Here is a 23,850-nt window from a genome sequence, read left to right as displayed (position 1 = left end):
GTTAAATTGTACAAAGCGCTATATCATCACCATCATCTGAAATGGTAAACAAACCAGAAACTTCCGATTCTAATTGACGGTCAGAAATCAGGCTTTTACCATCTAAAACCAATAATAATTCCACTACAGAAGGTGGATTCTCCAAAACGTACAGCTCTGTCAATGCCTCCTTAGAGGGAGAGAGCAATTGAATTCCATATTCTTCAAAAAGGATTTTGGACTCCGCCAACACATTGATCTCGTTCAGGCCTAGAGGCAGTAAATAATTCACCTCCTTATCAAGACAGAGTTTCAAAAGTTCATGGGCGTATGTTGGGTTTGCTGCCGTCGGAATTTTTTTAAAATTAGCTTCTAAAAAGCTGGGCACTTCTTCAGAAGTTGCGAAAATAACCTCAAATTGATTGTTCAGCATTTTGGAAAGTCTTTGGGCCAATGGCCGTGTTCCAAAAGTTATCAGGAGCTTTTGCATATTAATAGATTAAACCGTCTCTCATATGGATCGTACGATCCGAAATTCTCGCTAGTTCCTCATTGTGAGTGACAATGACAAAGGTCTGCTGCATTTTATCCCTTAAGTCAAAGAATAATTGATGTAGGGCAGTCGCATTTTCCGAGTCTAGGTTTCCTGAGGGCTCATCAGCAAGGATGAGGGTAGGATTATTAATGAGCGCTCGAGCTACCGACACCCTTTGTTGCTCTCCCCCAGACATGGCCGAAGGTTTATGGTGAGCTCTATGGGCAACCCCAAGAATATCCAAGAGTTCCAAAGCTCGATTCTCAACAGCTTTTTTATCCTGACCAGCGATGAAACCAGGTATGGAAACATTTTCCAGGGCAGTGAATTCAGGAAGAAGGTGATGAAATTGAAAAACAAAGCCTATGTGTTTATTTCTGAAATCACTCAGTTTTTTTTCATTCAAGGCAAAAACGTCCTCACCCTCGATCAGTACGGTCCCTTGATCGGGTTTGTCCAATGTACCGATGATATGGAGCAAGGTACTCTTACCGGCACCGGAAGCTCCCACGATGGAAACAATCTCTCCTTTACGGACAGAAATACTGACACCCTTGAGAATTTCAAGGTCGCCATAAGACTTAAAAATGTTATTTGCCTTTAAGATCATACTGCGAAAATAACAAAAAACAAAAACAACTTGCCGCCCAAGCGATATAATAAATAGTTAGGCGTAACAAAGGACAATTTAATCGTAATAATAACTTGACCCTTACGAATAAATACGCTATTTTTACAGCAAATTTTTTTATCAATGAACATTCACGAATATCAAGGAAAAGAAATACTTAAGAGTTTCGGAGTAAGAGTACAAGAAGGTATTGTTGCTGAAACCCCAGAGCAAGCTGTTGATGCTGCTAAGAGAATGAAAGAAGAATTCAACTCGGATTGGGTTGTGGTAAAAGCACAGATCCATGCGGGTGGCCGTGGTAAAGGTGGTGGTGTGAAATTAGCTAAGAACCAAGATGAAGTATTGCAACGCGCAACTGACATCATTGGAATGCAGTTAGTAACTCCACAGACTGGTCCAGAAGGTAAAAAAGTTAATAAGGTTTTGATCGCTCAGGATGTTTACTATCCTGGTGACAGCGAAACCAAAGAATTCTACATGTCTGTATTGTTAGACCGTGCTACTGGTCGCAACATCATTATGTACTCTACAGAAGGTGGTATGGACATCGAAGAGGTTGCTGAAAAAACTCCACACCTTATTTTCAAAGAAGAGATCGACCCTAAAGTAGGTCTTCAAGGTTTCCAAGCTCGTAAAATCGCTTTCAACTTAGGCCTTTCTGGTGCTGCGCACAAGGACATGGTTAAGTTTGTTGCTGCATTGTACAAAGCTTACGATTCAATTGACGCATCTATGTTCGAAATCAACCCTGTTTTGAAAACATCTGATGATAAAATCCTAGCGGTTGACGCGAAAGTGAACTTGGATGAAAACGCTTTATACCGTCATCCAGAAATCGCTGCTTTACGTGACATTACAGAAGAAGATCCTACTGAAGTGGAAGCTGGAGAATTCAACCTTAATTACGTAAAACTTGATGGAAACGTAGGATGTATGGTAAATGGTGCTGGTTTAGCGATGGCAACTATGGACATCATTAAAATTGCCGGTGGTGAGCCTGCAAACTTCCTAGATGTTGGTGGTACTGCAAACGCTGAAACTGTAAAAGCTGGTTTCAACATCATCTTAAAAGACCCTAACGTAAAAGCTATTTTGATTAACATCTTCGGTGGTATCGTTCGTTGTGACCGTGTTGCTCAAGGTGTTATCGATGCATACAACGAAATTGGAAACATTCCTGTTCCAATTATCGTACGTCTACAAGGTACAAACGCTAAAGAAGCTAAAGAATTAATCGACAATTCTGGCCTAAAAGTGTACTCTGCAATCTTATTGAAAGAAGCAGCTGAACTTGTAACTAAAGTATTAGAAGAAGGAAAGTAATACTTTCCATAAAAAAAGCGGGCTTTTCTCAAGAAAGCCCGCTTTTTTTATGGAGTATTTAGTATTAATTGTTTAGTAGTTAGACCTATTGCTTGTTTTCAGATTTGTAGCTTTGAAGTCAATATCAAAGTAAAACTACCAATAACAATACACTAAATGCTTTGACAAGATATATTATAACATTTCCGTCATAATCCCTCAATATCGAGCCCTACCCCAATCTAAATACGAAATACTAACTACTAAATACTACTTTTGTACCATACAATAAAACAAAAAACTATGACAACATCTACTTCAGATATTTCTCGCGAAAAGTCGGCGAAGTTATTTGAAAAAGCCAAGGAATTCTTTCCTGGTGGTGTAAACTCTCCTGTTCGTGCATTTAAATCAGTATATGGAACTCCATTGTTCATTGAACGTGGTGACAAGGCCCATTTATGGGATGCTGATGGCAATGAATTTATTGACTATTGTTGTTCTTGGGGTCCTTTGATCCTGGGCCACAATACGCCAGAAATCCGTGAAGCCGTGCAAGAGCAATTAGGTAAAGGTTTGAGTTTTGGAGCTCCTACAGCGCTTGAAAATGAATTGGCAGAACTTATCCTTAGCAACAACAAAAAGATTGAAAAAATCCGTTTTGTAAGCTCAGGGACAGAAGCTGTCATGTCTGCAATCCGACTTGCCCGCGGATATACAAAAAGAGACAAAATCGTAAAATTCGAAGGCTGTTACCATGGCCATTCGGATTCTTTATTGGTTAAAGCGGGATCAGGTCTTGTCACCTTCGGTGAAACCTCTTCAGCAGGGGTGCCTAAAGCTTTTGCAGATGAAACTATTGTCATCGCATTGAATGATAAAGAAGCCCTTAAAAAAGTATTTGCAGATTTTAAAGATCAAATTGCAGCGGTTATTATTGAAGGTGTTCCTGCAAATAATGGCTTGTTGATACAAGATAAAGATTACATCCATTTCTTGAGAGATATTACCAAAGAGAACGGTGCATTATTGATCATGGATGAGGTAATCACTGGATTCCGTCTGGGTTTTGAGGGTGCTTCCAAATATTATGATATCCAACCGGACATTTTGACCTATGGAAAGATTATCGGTGGTGGTATGCCGGTAGGGGCTTATGGTGCCTCTAAGGAACTGATGGGCTGTATTTCGCCAGATGGTTCGGTATACCAAGCTGGAACCCTATCAGGTAATCCGGTTGCCATGGCAGCTGGTATTGCTGCTTTGCAGATCCTTGCACAACCTGGTTTCTATGAAAAACTAGAAAAAACCACCCAAGAATTCGTTACTGAACTTCGTTCCTTCATTAAAGAGAATGGTTTTGAGGTTTCCATTACGACCATTGGTTCCATTTTCTGGTTTGCCTTTACTGACAAGAAAAAAATCCAACGTGCAGATGAAATTGATCCAGCATCCATGGAAAAATACAAAGTGATGCATAGGGAATTATTGAATAGAGGAATCTATTTCGGTCCTTCCGGCTATGAAGTTGGCTTTATCTCGGCTGCACATACAGAAGATGACCTTAAGAAAACACTTCTCGCGTTAAAAGAAGCTTTACAGATTGTATTTCAATAAAAAATAAACAATTTACCGTTATATTTGTTTAAGTAACATAACAAATTCGACTAAATTTTAAATTAAGTGATGAGAACATTCAAATCAGCATTAGCAGTATTAGCTGCAACAGCGGTACTCGCTTCATGCAATAACCCGACAAAAAATCAAGAAGGAGAAGTTAAAGATTCTACAGCATTAACTGACACAGTTGGTGCAATCGCAGTGAACCCTCTTCAACATGCGAAAGACTTCCCAGGAGCAACCTTGAAAATCGCTTCATTAACTTCTGAAAAAGTAGGAACAGACTCTGCAAAGATTACAGTTAAATATGATGTTCAGAACTTTAAATTAACTGAGCAAACTGAACATGAGCACCACATGGCGAATTCCCATGATGGTCAACATATCCACTTTATTTTGGATAATACGCCATATGTAGCTTTGTATAAACCAGAACATACATTTACAGTACCAGTTAATTCTGAGCACTATTTAATGTCTTTCTTGTCTCGTTCATTCCACGAGTCCCTAAAAACTGCTGACGCTTCCAAATTAGTGAAGTTCAAAGTAGAAGCTGACGCTAAAATCGCGGAGCTTCCTACTCCTACAGAACCTTCTTTGTTCTACAGCAGACCAAAAGGTGATTACAAAGGTGAAGAAACTAAAACTTTATTGTTAGACTTCTTCGTATCTAATGCAACATTAGGTGCAGATAGCTATAAAGTAAAAGCTAACATCAATGGTCAAGATTTCACTTTGGACCAATGGGTTCCTTACGAAATCCTGAACCTGCCTCTAGGCGAAGCAACTGTTAAATTGACTCTAGTTGATAAAGACGGTAATGCTGTAACTGGAGACAATGTTTCTGTTGAAAGAAAAATCAACTTATTAGAAAAATAGGTTTTTCTAAATAAAAAGATAAGGGACAAAACGATCATTTTGCCCCTTATCTTTTTAACCAAATATTTCAATCATAAATACAAGACTAAAGAATAACAGCAACCCAATTACCTGCCATATAACTGCTGGCTCTCTATATAAGGTTCTTTCCACAGAACTACCATGAGACCTGACCAACATCGTATACTTAAACCAATCCCATATAATTAATAAAATTGAACTCAGCATCAACATTCCCGTAATGACCCATGTTCCTTTAAAATTAAGATCCACTGTTATTATGAAGATATTTGAAATCACTACAAAAAAGATTAAATTCCCTAATGCTGCAAATTTTTGCGTAAAAAGAAGGAACGCTGCTGTCAATTGCATCATCCCAATAAACTTCCAATAATTTGAAGCTTGAAATAAGGCTTCAAAGAAATATCCGATCTTGGTCTCCACCCCCAATCGAGTAAATCGTTCACCTTCAACCTTAATAATGCCAGAAGGAATAAAAGCCATACCCATCAGAAACCTTAGACCAATTATACATAATTCAACCTCTCGATTATTCCGGATCTTTTCAAAAAACACTGCCCATTTAGATTTGTTGATTTCGCCTGAACCCAGATTTTTGAATACTCCAAGTTTCATACAATGCCATATTTAGTGTAAAGTTTAATTAATTAGCCCTCGTTTAATGGCTTGTTTGACCAGACCCGCAGAAGTCTTAACACCCAACTTTTGATTTAGATTCAAGCGATGAGTTTCAACGGTACGTAAACCAATGAAAAGCTTTTCTGCAATCTCTTGGTTGGTAAATTCTTCTGCAATCAACCTTAAGATTTCCGTCTCCCTATTTGTCAATGGGATATCGTGCATTGATCTTTTATGTCCAAAGATACTCTCTTGCAACAGGGAAGATTTCAATCTTTCATCGATATAATTCTCTCCTTCCGCAACCTGAAATATAGCCTCAATAATGGTCTGTCGATCTGCATTTTTAAGTAAATACCCCTTTGCCCCATTTCTCAAAATCTGTTTGATATAATGAGATTCATCAAAACTACTGAAGGCAATAATTCTTAGTTCTGGATAAGTTTTCAAAACACTATAGGCCAGATCTATTCCACTTATCCCTGGCATTTGAATATCCATTAGTAATATATCTGGACTACTTTCCTGTAATTTATTATTAAGTTCATCTGCAGTTTGTACTGCAAGAACCACTTGAATCCTCTGCTCCGAGGATAACATCGAGATTAAGCCATCAAGAACCACTTTATGGTCATCAATTATCGCAAGCTTTATATTTTCCATAATATTAAATATGCTGACTGTTGATATTAAATTCTAAATAAACACCTAGACCCTTTCCTGGTCGGTTTTCGTATTCCAATTTCCCATCCATTGCGGCAGCTTGTTTTTGAAATCGCTGTAAACCAACTCCCTCTTGGTCCACCGCATCAAAATTGATCCCCTTGCCATTATCCTCAACTGTCAAAAATATACTGTCATGATGCTTGTTGATCTGAACTAATACCAGAGAGGCTCCAGCGTGCTTCATCGCATTGTTCAGCAGTTCCTGGATCATGCGATATACCGCCAATTCAAATCGCTCATCATAACGGCCAATTTCTCCCCAACTATCAAATTGAACCTGTAAGCTATGGCTGTTTATTTTATTACAATATTTTCTAATAGCTTCAACCAATCCTTTCTGAAGCACAATATCGGGCATAAGGTTATGTGAGGTCTTCCTAATTTCATCGGTAGCATCTGTTAGCAATTGTAGGCCTAATTGATAATTTTCCAGATTACAGGTATATTCCTTACAGGTCTTAAAAGATTGAAACTGCATCTTAGATGCTGTCAACATGCCGGCTACTCCATCATGCAACTCTTTCGCTATTCGAATGCGTTCCTTCTCCTCGCCCTCCATGAAGGCCTGTAATTGTTGAAGTTCTTTTTCCTTCTCATTTGCAACAGTTTGTAAAGCAAATTGCTTCCTCTTGTTATAAATAAAGAAGACCGCGAAAATCAAGAGCATCAAAAAAATGATGGCTGTAGTTATTGAAATTAAAAAATACTGTCGGTTCTTTTGAATGGTAACTTCCTGTTCTACAAGATCCAATTTCTGCATGGATAGCTCTTTTTCCTTTTGGGCAGTTTCATACTTGATATGCATTTCATTGGCCTCACGTTTGGTCTTTTCATTCAATGTACTATCATTCAGCGAGGCATATTTGGTATAGTAATGTAAAGCTGATTTATAATCATTCACCTGACTATAGACCGATGAAAGGCCCTTATAGATATCATCCAATTGCAGAACGGTTCCACTTTTCAATGCGATTTTTTCAGAATTTTTATAAAAATGAATGGCATTTTCTGGATCCTTTTTTAATCTGTATCCATCTGCCACCGCAAGGTTACCAATGAGTAAATATTGGGTTTCATTAAGTTGTGAAGCATGGTAGATAATTTGCTGACCGTGATAGATTAATTCATCAGGTTTCTTCCATTCTTGATAAAGTTGTGTAAAAGCATTATGGGCAAGGGAGTACTCAAAATGGGCCCCAAATTTCTGCGCCAATGCCAAAGCTGCCTGTGCATGTTTCAACCCCTCTGGAAACTTCTTCAGAGCTGCATAACAATTTGTAAAACCAAGATTCGATGTGATTAAGTTTGATGTATCTTTCCGAATTATAGCCAAATCCCTAGCTTTTTTAAAATAAATAAGCCCTTTCTCTATCTCTTCCAAATTGTAATATAGTGCACCCATACTATTATAGGCATTCAGTATGAGGTTACTTTTATTGCTACCCTCCAACATTTTTATGATTTTTTGCTGCAATTCAATTTCTTTTTCCAACTTCCCTAATCGACCATTCAATGCAGCAATATTCACGTAACATCGAATGATATTTTCCTTTGCACCAACTTTTTCAAAATGCTTTATTGCTGTTTCAAAATTTTCAATGGAAAGACTGTCCAATGCGTCCCGAGCATTGATAAAACCAATATTGAACCATGCAATTCCACTCCAGTATTCATTCTTCAATTTCTTACTGAGGTCCATTTGTTTATAAACTAACCATTTGGATTGAACAGGGTCATTATTGATTACCTTGTTGAAATAATTATCTAATTGAACCATCTTCGTGGTATCATCCTTTAGGCCCAAAATCCTATCCAACTCCGAATTTGAGGGTGGGATATTGTCCTGAAGGATGGAAAGTATCATCCCTAGGACTAGTATCATGATTTTCATGGTATAATTGGCTGTTTCTCAGACACAAAATTAGTGAGTAGAAATTGAAATTTTATTGATTTTCAACAATTTGAAAATTATTATAGGTAGAAATATGAAAATTTAACTGCTCCTTACTCCATAGTGTGTTTTGAGCAATATTCAGTGCCAAATCCGTGTTCACTATATGTTCTTGGATATGCTCCAAGATACGCGTTGAAAGGTCGTCAAAAACAGTAAATCCATTTTGGGTTTTTCGTTGTGGGGTAAGGGCTTTGTACAACCTAATAGCCTCCTCCAATCGACCTTGTTTTGCTTTCCAATCCAAATAAACCTTCGCATAATTCTGTTTCAGCAATAAGTACCGTTTTCCGTCATATCGGATCTGCAGCTCAATGGCTTTCTTTGGGTTTTCCATTTCCATAATAATACTCGGTTCCTGCTTATGAAACACCCAAACCTTAGGAATAGCATCCAGTTCTTCCCTCAGAGTAGATTCTAATTCCATTAAATTACCGGCATAAAGTGTTGGTAAATCAGAAATATTATTTTCATTACTTTTTAGACTTCCTAACAACTGCTCTATCGCCTTGACTTGGGATATACTAATACCAGAATTTTCAAAGTCTATCCAAGAGTAGCTATTACTACTTATCGGTCCCCTTTTTTTTATGGCAATCCTAAAAGCCACAATTTGAGAAGCTTCAGCAAGCCCCAACCTATGGGTTGCCACCTGTTCCCTTAAATTCTTCTCAGCAAGAGTCATATTCCCATGCAGTTTATTGCTTTCAAAAGAGGGTATAAGGTCAGCATAAAATAGGTCCAACGTTTCGTTAATTGCCGCTAGATGTTTGTTCTTATGTTCCTCGACCAATTCATTCTTTGGATGTTGGCTTGCTGTCAAATCAATATCAGGATCTAAAACCAATAGGCTTTCCCAATGATTTATTACGGTCATAGGATCCTTTTCTTGAGCAAAGATCATTTCTGCTCCCAGCCCAAATAAGAAGTATGGCAAAAAAATAATAGTTTTCATAGATTACTAGAACTTAATAAATTCAACCCTTCTATTTTTTGCTCTTCCAGCTGAAGTAGCATTATCCTCTATCGGACTTCCTTCGCCTGCCCCACTTGTCCTTAACCTAGACCCAGCTATTTTATGCTTTTCTACTAAATAGTTTTTTACTGATTCTGCCCTTTGGTTAGATAATGTCAGATTCTTTTGTTCATCCCCTTCACTATCTGTGTGTCCTTTGATCTCTATATTCAGACTTGGATTATCAATAAATATTTTGGCAATAGCATCGATTGTCCCTACACTTTCTGGTTTAATATTCGATGAATTGGTGTCAAATAGAATTCCCTGTGTTACGATCTTGCCCTCTGTCAAAAATTTAGACCTTAGATCCGCCATTGCATCCGCAACCATAACATTACCTATGTAGTAACCAACTTGCTCATCCTGATAGGCAGATCCCTCTACATTAAAGCCCAAATGGTCAAAGACAACGCCCTGCGGAATGGCTACTGGAATATCATATATCTTTTCCTCGTTGAGCCAAACCCTAATTCTTTGCCCTTGATTCCAGATGGCAATATGAATTGGTTTGCCGTAAAATGAATCCAGCTTCCGATAGCCTTTTTCTTCATTCTGAAAAAACAAACTCCCTTCTTTATTTACCTTTAAGGAGATGTTGGAACTGCCTTCCTCTCCTGGTAGTATTTCAATGATCAACTCCCCCTTGGAATTATTGTTCACCAAATAATCTTTGACATTATTCTTTCCATTCAATGCCAACAAATTCAGCTGTAGCCCTGGGAAGCGATAACTATTGCCCCCTTTATCAAAATTTAGGATCAAATCAAATTCTATCGTATGGTTTACTGGCAGTGAACTGATCATTGGTGATACAAATTTTGAAGATTGATACATGCGAAGCCATTTATTTATACTGTTTTTTACATTTACAGCTTCTCCTCTATTATTGGTTGACCATTTCAAAGGGAATTCTCCAATAACATCTTCAGAAAAATCATCCGAAAAACGGATTTGGCTCCCTCTTTCGAAATCATACTTTGAGTAGCTTTGAAAACTTGAAAGACCCTTTCCAGCTTGTTCCGTCTCTCCGTTTCCCTTTTCCTTATTGCTGGGCTTATTCTCTGGCTTTGACCCTTTGTTCTTTACGGTTTCATTCTTGACAGCTTCAGTCCCTTTTTGCTCTGCTTTATCTATCCCTTTGTCAATACCTTCTTCAATCTTCTGCTCAACTTTGTTCTTCACCTTATCCTTAATCCGATTAAGGATAGATTGACCGTAGCTTATGGTCATTGTTGCCATTAGGCACACAAGTATTACTGATGTCTTTATCATAATATTAAATTTTAACAAAGCTAGCAGCGAATAAGCGACACTTTTTAGATACCTGCACGGATATAAAGAAATACGTAGTTCTACGGAAAAGACAGCAAGGACCGCCAATTTCAGTACATCTACGGAAATATAAATTTCAGGTCTGCTACTTAAAAAATGGGGAATGATTAGGCTCAAATTTGTTCCATAAATTTTAATGAAACCAAAAATCATGAAAAACAATAAAACAAAAATTTACCTGGCAAGCCTTCTCTTGATCCTTTCAAGTTGTAATCAGGATCAAGTTGTCGAGCCAACCCCTCCTAAAAAAGGATGTACCTTATCTGTCCTAAAACAATTCGATGGATTCGGTTTAAATACCTTCGTAGGAAACCTTTATAAGGAATCTCAACTATCTTATGAGAACAAAAACTTAAAAGAAGTAATAAACTTCACACGAGGGACAAAAGACCTCATTCGACGTGTAGCGACCATAGATGGGTTGGTCAAATCAGTGTCTTTTTATGATGCAAATGAAATCCTTAAAATCAGGTATTCTTTAAATTATGCAGCTAATAGTAAAAGGATTGAAAGTGCTGAGGTTCGATATGACAATATCTCTCCTGCAGTAACTGAATCCTATTTGTTCACTTATAACCAAGATAACAAAGTTTCAGAACTGAAATTGTACTCAAACAATCTATTAATGGAAAAGATCAAATATTTCTATTCCATTGATCTAGGCAAGCAGGTCATCAAAACCGAGACTTACGAAGTCAGTACTGCAAATCCCAACCATCATTATTTATCCTCTAAAGATGAGTATCATTATGACGACAAGCATACCGGTGAAATCCACCCTGCTTTTGCCATCAACCTATACCATCAAACAAGGTTAGATTTGCTTCTCCCTGAAAGTAAAAATAACATCATGAGTTACTACCATTATCACAATACTGCTGAAGTAAATGAAGTACCTGTGCTCAAGCTATCCCAAAGTGTCAGTTTCGACCGAACAATAACCTACAATAAAGAAGAGTACCCAATAAAAATCGTTGAAAACAGATTGAATGGCTACAAGTTAGAGTATGAATTGACTTATAGTGATTGTAAATAATTATCATGAAAAATCATCTAAAAACTGGTTTAAAAACCGTAATTATCTTTCATCTTATCCTTTTATTTTCAAGTGTTCTGGCCTGTGAACGGAACGATCTAAGGTTAGAAGAGGAAGAACCTATTAAAGATACTATCAAATATGAAATGCCTATTGGTGAGGCGATAGATGAACCTGTTTATGAATTTATCGGTCCTGAAGGAGGGTCTATACAAAGTTCAGATGGTAAGGTAAAAATATTATTCCCTGAAGGTGCCCTACTCGAGGAACAGGAAATTGGTATACAACCGCTTGAAAACAGCAGTCCTGGAGGCAGCGGCTTTTCATATCGCTTTACGCCAGAAAATATCGAATTACATAAGGAGGTAACTATTACCTTCAATTTAGAGGGACAAAGCCAACAGTCCCTTTTATCCAAAACCTTAGAAATTGCGTATCAAAATGAGGTAGGAACCTGGATATGCCCAGGAAAGAATGAAATTGATCTAAACAAAAAGGAATTACGCGTCCTGACAGACCACTTTAGTGATTGGTCAATGATCGAAACCATACAATTAACACCAAATATGGCAACCATAGGACTAAGTGAGTCCCTTGAATTGGCCGCTATTCAAAATGTCCATCCCGTAGACGGCGATCTTTTGGTACCCTTAGTGCAGCCAATAAATGCTGGAACCCCCATACCATTAAGTCAAACTTATATTAAAAATTGGAAGTTGGATGGCCCTGGAAGACTGGTCGTGAATGGAAATAAAGCAAAATATTTATCACCTTCATCCAAACCCGCTAAAAATATTGCCACGGTTTCCGTAGAATTAAGTGTTAGAGGGCATCAAGTAATTTTAATAAGTGAAATCCACATCATTGAGGATGGCATTATGATTAGTTTAGATGGGGGCGAATGGAGAACATATTTGGGTGCAGCAGGTAATGTCCCTGGAACTAGCTTCCATAGCATGAACAACATTGTAGCAAATAGCACGGATCCTCAAATTACTTTCTTATGGCCAAAATCGGCCCTGTCAAGCACAGAAAAAAGATACACTTGGTCCATGTTCAATGAAGCCGATCAGCAAGTTACCTTTGCATATTTTACCCCAGGCCTAAGCCATGTTTATTCTTCAGTATATAAGGATGACCAAGATTTCAAAGATAGTCCTGGATATTTCACCGTCAAAGAAACGGAAGAAAACGGCAAAAAATATATATCAGGAATCTTCGTCATCGAAAGCTCCGGCTATTTCAGGTCCGCAATCACAAATGAACAGGTGCGTATAGGAAGCGTTAGTGGGATCTACCGAGTACCAAGGGGTTGGTAATTATCAAATTAGAATTATATAAATGGATCATGAAAAATATGTATTATTTATTGGCAATATGTGCATCGATATTATTATCATGTAAAAAAACAAATATTGAAGAGGAAAAGCCTGTTCCTCAGGATAAGCCAGCAACAGAGACCCCTTCCGAACTAAAAAATGGTCTTTGGTTCTGGGGAGGTTTAGGGCCTATATCCTATTATGATAGAGACGGACATCAATTAGGAAGTGATTGGGAAGCCGCTCGGGAATATTATTTTACAGAACAAAATAAAAAAGGAAAATTGGAATTCTATCAATATTTAGGAACTAGAAGTGCCTCAAACTGTGTCACTGAGATTTTCACAAAAAAAACTGGAACAACGGTTTTCGAAGGAAATAAATTCACTTTTCACCCTATTTCTGGAACATTTACAACCGTAAAAAAGGGTTGTAGTACGAATGGAACTACAACTAGAAACGCAGAACCGAAAGATTTACAACCAGACACTTGGCTATGGAAAATCAAGGATTTTGAGGAAGTAAAACGCCTATATATCTATGAAATTAAAGATACCGAAATGGAAGACCCTGTTTTCGTCTATAAGTTTGTAGGACTATAAATCAGTAGCATCTCTAAAATAATTAAGGTTAAGTTGTTTTATTATATCTTTTATACAGTTAATATGTGTTGTTAGTGAATGTGGGCTTGTACAAGATCTGTGCAAGCCCTTCTGTTTATTATGTAGTTGATTTGAGTATTGAGATAGCAACCGCGCTATCACCTAAACGATCATTACTACATTTGATGAAAATGAGATAAGTATAAAAACGGTCAACCCTATTTAGGGATGGACAATGGACATATCTCAAATTTCATATCTCACATCTCAAATCCCCTAACACTAAAAGCCAACCGACTTCAGGTTCAATCCCGCTTTTTCATCCAATCCAAACATCAGGTTCATATTCTGTACCGCTTGTCCAGAAGCACCCTTCAATAGATTATCAGTAATATTCAGGATCAACAGCTTATCGCCATGTTTCTCTAGATGGATGATGCTCTTGTTGGTATTGACCACCTGTTTGATATCAATATTAGCCTTAGATACATGGGTAAAAGGATGCGAACCATAATAAGACTCGTAAAGCTCATAAGCTTCCTCTTCCGAAAGATCTGAATCGACATAGATGGCAGAAAAGATACCCCTAGGGAATGCTCCTCGTTGAGGGATAAAGTTAATTTTCTGGGCAGCTCTTTCTAGTAGAGATCCATCTCCAGCTGGAAGGAATCCTTCCTGCAATTGGTTGAGCGACTCCGATATCTCTTGCAGATGCTGGTGCTCAAATGACTTATAGGCCGAAAGGTTATTGCTTCTCCAGGAAAAATGCGACGTAGCAGAAGGTTTTTGACCAGCACCTGTTGACCCTGTTGTTGCATTCACATGGATTTGGTCGCCCAATAATCCTTTGTTCGCCAAAGGCAATAATGCCAATTGTATATTCGTGGCAAAACAGCCAGGATTAGCAATATATTGCGCCGAAACAATATCGGATTTATTCAATTCAGGTAGACCGTAGATAAAATTCTTACCTTGGTATTCCGTATTTGCCTTAAGCCTGTAATCTTGGGAAAGATCAATGATCTTTACGGAAGGATCGATAGGATGGGCATCTAAAAACTTGCGCGCATCGCCATGTCCTACACATAAAAACAGAACATCGATATCAGAATGAAAATCTGAAGAGAACGTTAAGTCTGTATCTCCAAACAAATCATTATGAACATCAGAAAGTTTATTGCCGGCATTGGAAGCACTATTGGCAAATATTATATCCACATTCGGGTGAAAGATCAATACCCGAAGCAATTCACCTCCGGTATAGCCTGCCGACCCTACAATTCCTACTTTAATTTTTTCCATTATGATAAATAATCAGTCAAAATAAAACAAAAAAACCAAGGTGCCTAGACAGCTACCTTGGTTTGCAAAAAGATTTTCAATATTTGAAGAAAGGCGATTAGCCTTTGTTATTAACTTTGTGCCAAATGATGGTTTGGTTACCGAAGATTTTCGAGAACCCTTTTACATCATCACCAGTGTAGCCTTTGTTCATCTCACCGTATGAACCAAACTTGTTGGACATTAAATCGTGTTCAGATTCAATACCTAAGATTACAAATCGGTATGGGTGAAGCTCAATAAATACGCGACCAGAAACGGTATCTTGCGAACTTTGAAGGAATGCCTCCATATCACGCATCACTGGATCATGCATCTGACCTTCGTGCATATAGTTACCATAGAATCCCGCTAATTGGTCTTTCCATGAAAGTTGCCATTTGGTCAAGGTATGTTTCTCCAAAGCATGGTGCGCTTTGATCAGAATAATTGGGCCTGCAGCCTCAAAACCGACACGTCCTTTAATCCCGATGATGGTATCACCAACATGGATATCACGACCGATTCCATAAGGTTGTGCAATCGCTTGCAACTCTTGGATAACCTTAACAGGACTCATTTTCTCACCATCTAAAGCAACTGGTTGACCGTTTTCAAAATCAACAGTAATCTTACGTGGTTCTGTAGAAGTTACAGGAGTTGGCCATGCAGATTCTGGAAGGTATTCATTCGAAGTAAGCGTCTCAGCCCCTCCTACTGAAGTTCCCCATAATCCTTTATTGATCGAGTATTTTGCTTTATCAGCAGAATATTCAACACCATGTGAATTCAAATAATCAATTTCCGCCTCACGTGATAACTGTAGATCACGGATTGGAGTAATGATCTCTACACCTGGAATCAAGGTCTGGAAGATCATATCAAAACGTACCTGATCATTACCTGCACCTGTTGAACCATGTGCAACGCATTCTGCGCCAATTTTCTTCGCATAGTTTGCTATAGCTGTAGCTTGGCAAACACGCTCGGCTGACACTGAAAGCGGATAGGTAGCATTTTTCAAGACATTCCCAAAAATCAAATACTTGATGGTATCTTGGTAATAATCTTCAGTTTCATCAATAGTAGTATGCGACTTTACACCTAGATCATAGGCCTTCTTTTCGATATTCTTTAATTCTTCCTCTGAAAAACCTCCGGTATTTACTACTACGGAGTGAACTTCTAATCCTAAGTCACGAGACAGATAGATACAACAGAATGAAGTATCCAACCCACCACTAAATGCTAAAACTACTTTTTTCATTTGATAACGATTAATATGCTGATGATAACAAAAATAACAAATTAAAAACCTTTAACAGGTCTAATCCCTACGGGAATTACCGCAGCGACCATTTTTTTAGTCGACCTCCAAAGTTTTGCTTCAATTCTCTTCAATAGAGATTGCTTTTTGGAAATTCGGTCAAGACGTTCCTTAGCTTCGGCCTTACGAAGGATCTTTTCCTTCAGTTCTTTTTCTTTTTCTACCGGGTCCCATAACATCGCAGTACACATACAGTTCTTACGATCTTTAGAGACCAAGATATCAAAGTTCACACAGGACTGGCAGCCTTTCCAGAATTCCTCATCTTGAGTCAATTCAGAATAGGTAACAGGTTCATATCCTAGGTCGGAATTGATTTTCATGACAGCCAAACCTGTAGTCAGCCCAAAAATCTTTGCATTTGGATACTTCTCCCTTGACAGATCAAACACGCGCTTCTTGATTGCTTTTGCCAAACCTACTTTACGGAAAAGTGGATTGACAATAAGACCAGAGTTCGCCACATAATCACCATGGCTCCAAGTCTCAATATAACAGAAACCGGCCCAAGTACCATCCTTATGTAAAGCAATAACAGCCTTACCTTCCTCCATCTTGCGCGCTACGTATTCTGGTTTTCTGCGTGCAATGCCCGTCCCACGAGCCTTTGCAGACTCGAACATTTCATTACAGACTTCATCGGCATACTTAACATGGTTTGCCGTCGCGGGAATAATTAAAAAATCTGAGATTGTCATTGAATAATGTCGACCTAAAAAATAAATACCAAAGTATTTGAACTAACTAATCTAATTTGAATATCAATCACCGAGCTGGGTGAATGACAATATGGGAAGTTTGCCTGCCTCGGTATCAAGCTCGAGGCAGAATAGGTCGTCGGAATCGAAGAACTGGACAATTAAATCTACGCATTGCATAATATGCCCTTATACTAAGCTTGATGCAAGCTTGAGCGAAAGAGTTCATATATAACTTGTTACAATACATACATTTTTGCCTTTGATACTTAGTGATCAGACAGCGCAAAAGTAAACAATTATTTTTTTCTTTTATGCAATCTGAAAGTAGTTTTTTTATTTATAAAATAAATACGCCCCAAATTCATTGAAAACCTTTCAATCAGACTTTCCAATTATTGAAACGTTTAAAATCTTTCATTGTTTTGTAAGATTTCAATTCAAAATGAAGCATTTGCATCGATATATAAATAAATCCTTAATTTTGCATCAAATTAAAAAATCATGGTTGGTCCAAGTATCTTTTTTTACGCCCTATTCGTTATCCCTTACATCCTTTTCATGTACTGGTTGGTTAAGCAAGACAAGAAGAAATATATGTGGGGAGTAATAGTCGTAACTGTAGTTGCCATTTTTGGCCTGGTCGTTTCTCAACGTGCAAGCAAGATCGCAATGGAAAACTACAAGCAGCATCAAATCGATGCCCGCGAAATTGAAGCAGAAAACAAAGCCGATAGCTTAAATCACAAATAAGAAATTTTTTAAATCATACAATAAAGGGCAATAGAATCATCTATTGCCCTTTATTGTATCTGTATTTTCTCTTTTATTTGGTAATTCCCTCCAACTTAAATAGGAATGCATAACTCAATGCCACATCTTTTAAGTAATCAAACCTTCCCGATGCGCCACCATGTCCATAATCCATATCCGTTTTCAATAGGATGACATTGTTACCTTTCTTGGTTGCACGCAATTTCGCTACCCATTTTGCAGGCTCAAAATACTGCACCTGACTATCATGGAGCCCAGTGGTAACCAATAGGTTTGGATATTCTTTCGCTTCAATGTTTTCATATGGAGAATATGATTTCATATAATCGTATGCTTCTTTATTGTTGGGATTTCCCCATTCATCATATTCATTCGTCGTCAATGGAATGCTTTCATCCAACATGGTATTCACTACATCGACAAATGGAACCTGCGCAATCACTCCATTCCAGATTTCTGGCGACATATTGATCACGGCACCCATCAATAATCCGCCCGCACTTCCGCCTTGGGCATAAAGATGCTCCTTGGCAGTAAACTTCTGATCGATCAAATACTTGCCACAGTCAATAAAATCAGTGAACGTATTTTTCTTTTTCATCATTTTCCCATCCTCATACCACTGTCTTCCCATTTCCTCACCACCACGAATATGCGCTAATGCATAGATAAAACCTCGGTCCAAAAGAGACAATCTCGAAGAACTGAAGCTTGGATCCATGGAATTACCATAGGAACCGTATGCATACAACAACAATGGAGCAGTTCCATCTTTCTTGGTGCCCTTCTTATAGACGATAGAAATTGGAACTTCTGTACCATCTGTAGACTTGGCCATTACACGCTCCGTCACATAATTCTTCATTTCATAACCGCCAAGTACCTCTTGTTGCTTCATCAAGGTCTTTTCTTTGGTCTTCATATTATAGTCAAATGTAGACGATGGAGTGACCATGGAAGTATATCCATATCGTAATACTTCGGTATTGTATTCTGCGTTTGTGCTCGGATAAACCGTATAGGCAGCTTCACCATAATCAAGGTAATGCTGAGAATTATCCTTAAGGTTCCTGATGGCCAATTGCGTCAAGCCATTTTTCCTTTCAGATATGGCTACATAATCCGCAAACTCATCGATCCCCTGTACCAAGACATCCTTTCTGTGTGGGATATATTCCTTCCAGTTTTCTTTAGCCGTCTTATCCAATGGTGTTTCCATCACCTTAAAGTTCTGGGCATTATCATTGGTAACAATCAAAAATTTATCTGCCAATGGCGTCACATCATAGAGCACATCCTTCATTCTGGCTTGGAATACCTTGAACTCCGCATTGGGCTCATCAGCTTTAATGTACCTGGTCTCCGAACTTAATGTACCTCCTGAATAGATAAAGATGTATTGATCGTTCTTGGACTTACTTACCCCTATATAGTTGGTATTATCCTTTTCCTCATATACCACTGCATCCGATGCCGCATCAGTACCCAAGGCATGACGCTTTATTTTTTCACTCAATAAGGTCACAGGATTTTTGGAAGTATAGAAAATCGTTTTATTATCAGATGCCCAAACAGCAGCACCAGAAGTCCTGACAATTTTATCGGCTAAAAGTTCGCCTGTTTCCAGGTTCTTAAACTGAATGACGTACTCTCTCCTGGAAACCGTGTCTACCGAAAAGGCGAGCAATTTATTGTCCGGACTCACCGTAGCACCACCAATGGCATAATAGGCAAAGCCTTCAGCCATCTTATCCACATCCAACAATACTTCTTCTTTGGCATCTAGGCTGCCTTTCTTACGGCACAGCTTAAAGTATTGTTTCCCCTCTTCCGTTCTTTGATAGTAGTAATACCCGTTTCTCAAATATGGGACACTTTCATCGGTTTCTTTGATCCGACCCTTCATTTCTTTGAAAAGGATATCCTGAAAAGATTCCGTATCCTTCATCATGGCCTCTGTATATTTATTCTCCGCTTCCAGATAAGCCACAACCTTCGAAGAATCTGGTCCTTTTTTGAAATAATCAATCATCCAATAATAGGGGTCAGCGACCGTATCTCCATGGATTATTCTTTCATGGGCTATTTCTTCGGCAATAGGCGCCATTGCATCGGGCCAACTCACTGGCTCTTTCTGTATTTTGTTATCTGATGAACAGGATGATATCATGATTGACAATATTAAACCAATTACATATTTATCTTTCATACTATATAGTTAATAATGGTTAATGAATGCTTAAAAATAAGATAAAATTTTTGTGATTTTAGATTAATTAACAAAAGCATCTAGTTGAAAATATTAAATTTGTCGAATTATAATCTATAAAAATATGATAGGAACAAATAAATTTCTGTGCTATTTAGCTTTAGGAATTCTTCCAACCCTTGGATTTAGCCAAGATAAGACTGCCACTCCCCCAGCAAACTGGTATAATCTTGATTTTCAAAAAGACGGTGTCATGGGTATCAGTACTGAAAAAGCCCAAGAACTTTTAAAAGGCAAAAAAGCAACGCCTGTTGTTGTGGCTGTACTAGATGGTGGTGTGGATATTCAACACGAAGATTTAAAGGATGTATTATGGACCAATCCAAAGGAAATCCCTGGAAACGGTAAAGATGATGATGGCAATGGCTATATCGATGATGTACATGGATGGAACTTTATTGGCGGTAAAGATGGATTGAATGTTAATCAAGACAATTTAGAGGTAACCCGTCTGATCCGTATCTACGAACCTAAATACATTTCCGTATTACCAAGTACACCTCTTTCTGAAAAGGAAAGAAGAGAGTTCGTGGCCTACCAAAAAATGATCACAGACTATACTTCTAAAATGGAAGAAGCTTCATTCGGCAAGTTGAACTATGGCCGTCTTAAAAATGAAGTAGATGCTGTAGTGAAAAAAATCGGCAAAGCCCCTAAAGATATTACCAAAGCAGATTTGGACGCTTTCCAAGCAGAAGGTGATCAGCAAAAGATGGCCATTAGGATTGCAAAGAAAGAACTTGACAATGGTTCATTCGAGAAATTCTACACGGACATAGAGGATGCTGTAAAATACTTTACCGATCAGGTAGATTCCCATTTAAACAAAGAGTTTGATCCTAGACACGTGGTAGGCGACGACTACGAAGATGCTTCCCAACGCAATTATGGAAACCCAGATGTAAAAGGTCCAGATGCTGAACACGGAACTCACGTTGCCGGTATCATTGGTGCTAAACGCAATAACAATAAAGGCGTCAACGGTGTTGCGGATCATGTACAGATCATGGCTGTTCGCCTGGTTCCTAATGGTGATGAACGCGACAAAGATGTGGCCAATGGTATCCGCTATGCTGTAGATAATGGCGCAAAAGTAATTAACATGAGTTTCGGTAAAGGTTATGCATACAATAAAAAGGCAGTGGACGAAGCCATTAAATATGCTGAATCTAAAGATGTATTACTTGTTCATGCCGCTGGTAATGATGCTCAGGATAATGATATAGAGAAAAACTACCCAACCAAATATTTTACCGATAGTGTAGATGCCGTTGTTGGTGAAGCCAAGAACTGGATCACTGTTGGTGCAACAGGACTGAAACAGGACGCTGATCTATTAGCAAACTTCTCAAACTATGGTTACCGCAGCGTGGATGTTTTTGCACCTGGTGTTAAGATCAACTCGACTATCCCAGAGTCTAAATACAAAGAAAACCAAGGTACCAGTATGGCTGCCCCTGTTGTTGCAGGCTTAGCAGCAATGATCCGTGCATATTACCCTTCATTGACTGCCGAGCAAGTTAAAGAGGTCATCATGAAGAGCGTAACTAAGGTTGACCAAAAGGTTAAGATCAAAAAAGATGGCAATTCAAAACGCGTGTATTTGGATGAAATCAGTGTAAGCGGAGGTATTGTGAATGCTTATAACGCTATTGTAGAGGCTAATAAATTAGTTTCAGAAAAAAAGTAAAAAAATGTTAAATTTTTCACAATATTGCTAAGTATCTTGCGTTTAGATAGAAAACAAGATGCTTATGGTCGAAAACTCTACTAAAACAAAAGAAGTAAATTACGAAGGTCAACTTTCAGGTATCATTCAAGACGCTAATCTTGAATTATCATTCGAGGAAAAAATCAAAAGTTGCATACAACAGTTGTCTAAAGATCCAGAAGACAGAACTATAGAAAATATCCTCAACTATTCTAAGACCTTACGTAACTTATAATAACGAAGCCATTCTAAGAAAGAGTGGCTTCGTCATTTATACCCTATTCCCTCAACAAAGCTTAAATCTTCCCTAGAAATATTATTATCTTTGTTTATGCTGATAAAAGAACGTTACAAGGCTTTTGTTGAATATTTTTCTACCCACAATCCTGACGCACAGACAGAACTGAATTATGGCAATCCATTTGAATTGCTCATTGCGGTTATTCTTTCTGCTCAATGTACAGACAAAAGGATAAATCAGGTGACTCCTGCCCTATTTGAGCGATATCCCGATCCTGAATCCTTAGCGGCTAGCTCCCCTGATGAAGTGTTCACTTATATCAGATCGGTAAGCTATCCCAACAACAAAGCGAAACACTTGGTTGGTATGGCTCAAAAACTCCTCAGTGAATTCCACGGAGAAATTCCGGAGAAGGTCGAAGACTTGGTCAAACTTCCAGGTGTAGGCCGCAAAACTGCCAATGTCATTTCTTCTGTGGTATTCCATAACCCAGCCATGGCTGTAGATACACACGTGTTCCGGGTGGCTGATCGAATAGGATTGACCAATAAGGCAACAACGCCACTGGCTGCAGAAAAACAATTGGTCAAACATTTACCTAAAGATACCATAGCCATGGCACATCATTGGCTAATCTTACATGGTCGATATATATGCCTGGCAAGATCCCCTAAATGCGATATTTGCCCCATCTCCTATTTTTGCAGATATTTTGAACGGAATAAAAAAGCAAAATTAGTCCACAAAGATTAAAACATTCTTCAAAATCTAGCTTAAAACAACAGAAAACTAACATCTTGAACATATCAAAACAAAATAACTAACTTTTTTAGCATTTTATTTGTAGAATTCAATATTATAAATTATTTTTGACAACGTTATACTAAAAATATGAGCAACTCAGACAAACTAAAAGCCTTACAGCTTACATTAGATAAATTAGAAAAGAACTACGGAAAAGGTACCATCATGAAATTAGGTGATACAGCTGTTGAACCTATCGAGGCTATCTCTACAGGTTCCTTAGGCTTAGATATCGCTTTAGGTATTGGTGGTGTACCAAAAGGACGTATCATCGAGATCTATGGTCCTGAATCTTCTGGTAAGACTACTTTAGCCACTCATATTGTAGCAGAAGCACAGAAAAAAGGTGGTATCGCAGCAATCATTGATGCGGAACACGCTTTTGATAAATATTATGCCCAAAAGCTTGGGGTTGATATCGAGAACCTTTTAATCTCTCAACCAGACAATGGTGAGCAAGCATTAGAGATTGCAGATAACTTGATCCGTTCGGGAGCTATCGACGTTATCGTGATTGACTCCGTTGCAGCTTTGGTTCCTAAAGGCGAGATTGAAGGTGAAATGGGTGAATCCAAAATGGGTCTACAGGCACGTTTAATGTCTCAAGCTTTACGTAAGTTGACCGGTACCATTTCTAAAACCAACTGTTGTTGTATCTTCATCAACCAATTGCGCGAGAAAATCGGTGTAATGTTTGGTAACCCTGAAACGACTACTGGTGGTAATGCCCTGAAATTCTATGCTTCCGTACGTTTGGATATCCGTCGTACTTCACAGATCAAAGATTCTGATGAGGTATCTGGTAACCGCGTAAAAGTGAAGATCGTGAAAAATAAAGTTGCCCCTCCTTTCCGTATCGCTGAATTTGACATTATGTTTGGTGAAGGTATATCCAAAGTTGGTGAGATCATTGACTTAGGGGTGGAATACGGAATCGTCAAAAAATCTGGTTCATGGTTCAGCTATGGTGACACGAAATTGGGACAAGGTCGTGATGCAGTGAAAACCTTACTGTTAGACAATCCAGATTTAATGGATGAACTAGAACACAAAATCAGAGCTGAAGTAAGTGGTCAAGATCTTGATCAAGCCGCTATCAGGGAAGAAGATTAATTAGAATCATTTTTTACAAAACTC

General features: G+C 38.3%; 22 protein-coding genes. 11 read left to right on the top strand and 11 right to left on the bottom strand.

Translation table 11 applies throughout. The features are described 5' to 3' along the window. Position 1 precedes the first annotated feature (1 nt). Both ACWICE_RS15060 and ACWICE_RS15055 read right to left on the bottom strand, forming a co-directional pair. Positions 2–469, bottom strand: coding sequence for an ATP-grasp domain-containing protein (locus ACWICE_RS15060; RefSeq protein ID WP_313261684.1), 468 nt, complete (start codon positions 467–469; stop codon positions 2–4). A 1-nt stretch (position 470) separates the two neighbouring features. Continuing rightward, positions 471–1,124, bottom strand: coding sequence for an ABC transporter ATP-binding protein (locus ACWICE_RS15055; protein ID WP_185213362.1), 654 nt, complete (start codon positions 1,122–1,124; stop codon positions 471–473). Between the two features lie 144 nt (positions 1,125–1,268). On the opposite strand from ACWICE_RS15055, the gene sucC reads away from it, so the two are divergent. The 3 genes from sucC (at position 1,269) to ACWICE_RS15040 (ending at position 4,946) form a co-directional block, all read left to right on the top strand. After that, positions 1,269–2,468 (top strand): ADP-forming succinate--CoA ligase subunit beta, encoded by a 1,200-nt coding sequence (sucC, locus tag ACWICE_RS15050; protein ID WP_454298687.1) that lies wholly within the window; start codon positions 1,269–1,271, stop codon positions 2,466–2,468. Between the two features lie 282 nt (positions 2,469–2,750). Then, positions 2,751–4,064, top strand: coding sequence for a glutamate-1-semialdehyde 2,1-aminomutase (gene hemL / locus ACWICE_RS15045; RefSeq protein WP_454298686.1), 1,314 nt, complete (start codon positions 2,751–2,753; stop codon positions 4,062–4,064). 69 nt (positions 4,065–4,133) lie between these two features. Further along, the gene (locus ACWICE_RS15040) at positions 4,134–4,946 is read left to right on the top strand and encodes a hypothetical protein (RefSeq protein WP_454298685.1); all 813 of its coding nucleotides are present in this window, start codon (positions 4,134–4,136) and stop codon (positions 4,944–4,946) included. Positions 4,947–5,000: 54 nt separating this feature from the next. Here the strand turns inward: ACWICE_RS15040 and ACWICE_RS15035 are convergent, their stop codons facing one another. The 5 genes from ACWICE_RS15035 to ACWICE_RS15015 form a co-directional block, all read right to left on the bottom strand. Beyond that, positions 5,001–5,582 (bottom strand): hypothetical protein, encoded by a 582-nt coding sequence (locus tag ACWICE_RS15035; protein WP_454298684.1) that lies wholly within the window; start codon positions 5,580–5,582, stop codon positions 5,001–5,003. Between the two features lie 24 nt (positions 5,583–5,606). Next, complete coding sequence (locus ACWICE_RS15030; RefSeq protein ID WP_454291628.1) at positions 5,607–6,248, bottom strand: response regulator; 642 nt, start codon at positions 6,246–6,248, stop codon at positions 5,607–5,609. A gap of 4 nt (positions 6,249–6,252) precedes the next feature. After that, positions 6,253–8,193: a tetratricopeptide repeat-containing sensor histidine kinase gene (locus ACWICE_RS15025; RefSeq protein WP_454298683.1), complete on the bottom strand. Its 1,941-nt coding sequence runs from the start codon at positions 8,191–8,193 to the stop codon at positions 6,253–6,255. A gap of 61 nt (positions 8,194–8,254) precedes the next feature. After that, the gene (locus ACWICE_RS15020; RefSeq protein ID WP_454298682.1) at positions 8,255–9,217 is read right to left on the bottom strand and encodes a hypothetical protein; all 963 of its coding nucleotides are present in this window, start codon (positions 9,215–9,217) and stop codon (positions 8,255–8,257) included. 6 nt (positions 9,218–9,223) lie between these two features. Then, on the bottom strand, positions 9,224–10,552 hold the full coding sequence (locus ACWICE_RS15015) for an OmpA family protein (RefSeq protein ID WP_454291630.1): 1,329 nt from the start codon (positions 10,550–10,552) through the stop codon (positions 9,224–9,226). 211 nt (positions 10,553–10,763) lie between these two features. On the opposite strand from ACWICE_RS15015, the gene ACWICE_RS15010 reads away from it, so the two are divergent. Genes ACWICE_RS15010 through ACWICE_RS15000 form a run of 3 tightly spaced genes read left to right on the top strand, consistent with a single transcriptional unit; the run spans position 10,764 to position 13,569 of the window. Further along, positions 10,764–11,648 (top strand): hypothetical protein, encoded by an 885-nt coding sequence (locus ACWICE_RS15010; RefSeq protein ID WP_454298681.1) that lies wholly within the window; start codon positions 10,764–10,766, stop codon positions 11,646–11,648. 5 nt (positions 11,649–11,653) lie between these two features. Further along, a complete protein-coding gene (locus tag ACWICE_RS15005) occupies positions 11,654–12,967 on the top strand; it encodes a hypothetical protein (RefSeq protein ID WP_454298680.1) in 1,314 nt (437 codons plus the stop codon). A gap of 29 nt (positions 12,968–12,996) precedes the next feature. After that, the gene (locus ACWICE_RS15000; RefSeq protein ID WP_454298679.1) at positions 12,997–13,569 is read left to right on the top strand and encodes a hypothetical protein; all 573 of its coding nucleotides are present in this window, start codon (positions 12,997–12,999) and stop codon (positions 13,567–13,569) included. Positions 13,570–13,851: 282 nt separating this feature from the next. Here ACWICE_RS15000 and argC read toward each other — a convergent pair whose 3' ends face one another. The 3 genes from argC to ACWICE_RS14985 form a co-directional block, all read right to left on the bottom strand. Continuing rightward, positions 13,852–14,871 carry an N-acetyl-gamma-glutamyl-phosphate reductase gene (gene argC / locus ACWICE_RS14995; protein ID WP_185213359.1) on the bottom strand — a complete coding sequence of 340 codons (1,020 nt, stop codon included), beginning with the start codon at positions 14,869–14,871 and terminating at the stop codon, positions 13,852–13,854. A 97-nt stretch (positions 14,872–14,968) separates the two neighbouring features. Then, positions 14,969–16,156, bottom strand: a complete 1,188-nt coding sequence (gene argG / locus ACWICE_RS14990) for an argininosuccinate synthase (RefSeq protein ID WP_185213358.1) — start codon at positions 16,154–16,156, stop codon at positions 14,969–14,971. Positions 16,157–16,197: 41 nt separating this feature from the next. Next, the gene (locus ACWICE_RS14985; RefSeq protein WP_185213357.1) at positions 16,198–16,914 is read right to left on the bottom strand and encodes a GNAT family N-acetyltransferase; all 717 of its coding nucleotides are present in this window, start codon (positions 16,912–16,914) and stop codon (positions 16,198–16,200) included. Positions 16,915–17,418: 504 nt separating this feature from the next. Between ACWICE_RS14985 and ACWICE_RS14980 the strand changes: the two genes are divergently transcribed. Further along, positions 17,419–17,667 (top strand): hypothetical protein, encoded by a 249-nt coding sequence (locus ACWICE_RS14980; RefSeq protein ID WP_185213356.1) that lies wholly within the window; start codon positions 17,419–17,421, stop codon positions 17,665–17,667. Between the two features lie 73 nt (positions 17,668–17,740). Here ACWICE_RS14980 and ACWICE_RS14975 read toward each other — a convergent pair whose 3' ends face one another. After that, positions 17,741–19,897, bottom strand: a complete 2,157-nt coding sequence (locus ACWICE_RS14975) for a S9 family peptidase (RefSeq protein ID WP_454298678.1) — start codon at positions 19,895–19,897, stop codon at positions 17,741–17,743. Positions 19,898–20,021: 124 nt separating this feature from the next. On the opposite strand from ACWICE_RS14975, the gene ACWICE_RS14970 reads away from it, so the two are divergent. The 4 genes from ACWICE_RS14970 to recA all read left to right on the top strand — a co-directional run bounded on the left by ACWICE_RS14970 (position 20,022) and on the right by recA (position 23,826). Next, positions 20,022–21,647 carry a S8 family peptidase gene (locus ACWICE_RS14970; RefSeq protein ID WP_185213354.1) on the top strand — a complete coding sequence of 542 codons (1,626 nt, stop codon included), beginning with the start codon at positions 20,022–20,024 and terminating at the stop codon, positions 21,645–21,647. Between the two features lie 64 nt (positions 21,648–21,711). Beyond that, positions 21,712–21,903, top strand: coding sequence for a hypothetical protein (locus tag ACWICE_RS14965; protein ID WP_185213353.1), 192 nt, complete (start codon positions 21,712–21,714; stop codon positions 21,901–21,903). Positions 21,904–21,999: 96 nt separating this feature from the next. Then, positions 22,000–22,662 carry an endonuclease III gene (gene nth, locus ACWICE_RS14960; RefSeq protein ID WP_185213352.1) on the top strand — a complete coding sequence of 221 codons (663 nt, stop codon included), beginning with the start codon at positions 22,000–22,002 and terminating at the stop codon, positions 22,660–22,662. A gap of 138 nt (positions 22,663–22,800) precedes the next feature. Further along, entirely contained in the window at positions 22,801–23,826 is a 1,026-nt protein-coding gene (gene recA, locus ACWICE_RS14955) for a recombinase RecA (RefSeq protein ID WP_185213351.1), read from the top strand. The last annotated feature ends 24 nt before the right edge of the window (positions 23,827–23,850 follow it).

Source organism: Sphingobacterium sp. NPDC055346, assembly GCF_053645235.1.
This window is presented reverse-complemented; position numbering and strand designations above follow the sequence as displayed.

Coding starts and splice junctions, on each gene's coding strand:
- ACWICE_RS15060 (WP_313261684.1), bottom strand. CDS start 469: ATGCAAAAGCTCCTGATAACTTTTGGAACACGGCCATTGGCCCAAAGA.
- ACWICE_RS15055 (WP_185213362.1), bottom strand. CDS start 1,124: ATGATCTTAAAGGCAAATAACATTTTTAAGTCTTATGGCGACCTTGAA.
- sucC (WP_454298687.1), top strand. CDS start 1,269: ATGAACATTCACGAATATCAAGGAAAAGAAATACTTAAGAGTTTCGGA.
- hemL (WP_454298686.1), top strand. CDS start 2,751: ATGACAACATCTACTTCAGATATTTCTCGCGAAAAGTCGGCGAAGTTA.
- ACWICE_RS15040 (WP_454298685.1), top strand. CDS start 4,134: ATGAGAACATTCAAATCAGCATTAGCAGTATTAGCTGCAACAGCGGTA.
- ACWICE_RS15035 (WP_454298684.1), bottom strand. CDS start 5,582: ATGAAACTTGGAGTATTCAAAAATCTGGGTTCAGGCGAAATCAACAAA.
- ACWICE_RS15030 (WP_454291628.1), bottom strand. CDS start 6,248: ATGGAAAATATAAAGCTTGCGATAATTGATGACCATAAAGTGGTTCTT.
- ACWICE_RS15025 (WP_454298683.1), bottom strand. CDS start 8,193: ATGATACTAGTCCTAGGGATGATACTTTCCATCCTTCAGGACAATATC.
- ACWICE_RS15020 (WP_454298682.1), bottom strand. CDS start 9,217: ATGAAAACTATTATTTTTTTGCCATACTTCTTATTTGGGCTGGGAGCA.
- ACWICE_RS15015 (WP_454291630.1), bottom strand. CDS start 10,552: ATGATAAAGACATCAGTAATACTTGTGTGCCTAATGGCAACAATGACC.
- ACWICE_RS15010 (WP_454298681.1), top strand. CDS start 10,764: ATGAAAAACAATAAAACAAAAATTTACCTGGCAAGCCTTCTCTTGATC.
- ACWICE_RS15005 (WP_454298680.1), top strand. CDS start 11,654: ATGAAAAATCATCTAAAAACTGGTTTAAAAACCGTAATTATCTTTCAT.
- ACWICE_RS15000 (WP_454298679.1), top strand. CDS start 12,997: ATGAAAAATATGTATTATTTATTGGCAATATGTGCATCGATATTATTA.
- argC (WP_185213359.1), bottom strand. CDS start 14,871: ATGGAAAAAATTAAAGTAGGAATTGTAGGGTCGGCAGGCTATACCGGA.
- argG (WP_185213358.1), bottom strand. CDS start 16,156: ATGAAAAAAGTAGTTTTAGCATTTAGTGGTGGGTTGGATACTTCATTC.
- ACWICE_RS14985 (WP_185213357.1), bottom strand. CDS start 16,914: ATGACAATCTCAGATTTTTTAATTATTCCCGCGACGGCAAACCATGTT.
- ACWICE_RS14980 (WP_185213356.1), top strand. CDS start 17,419: ATGGTTGGTCCAAGTATCTTTTTTTACGCCCTATTCGTTATCCCTTAC.
- ACWICE_RS14975 (WP_454298678.1), bottom strand. CDS start 19,897: ATGAAAGATAAATATGTAATTGGTTTAATATTGTCAATCATGATATCA.
- ACWICE_RS14970 (WP_185213354.1), top strand. CDS start 20,022: ATGATAGGAACAAATAAATTTCTGTGCTATTTAGCTTTAGGAATTCTT.
- ACWICE_RS14965 (WP_185213353.1), top strand. CDS start 21,712: ATGGTCGAAAACTCTACTAAAACAAAAGAAGTAAATTACGAAGGTCAA.
- nth (WP_185213352.1), top strand. CDS start 22,000: ATGCTGATAAAAGAACGTTACAAGGCTTTTGTTGAATATTTTTCTACC.
- recA (WP_185213351.1), top strand. CDS start 22,801: ATGAGCAACTCAGACAAACTAAAAGCCTTACAGCTTACATTAGATAAA.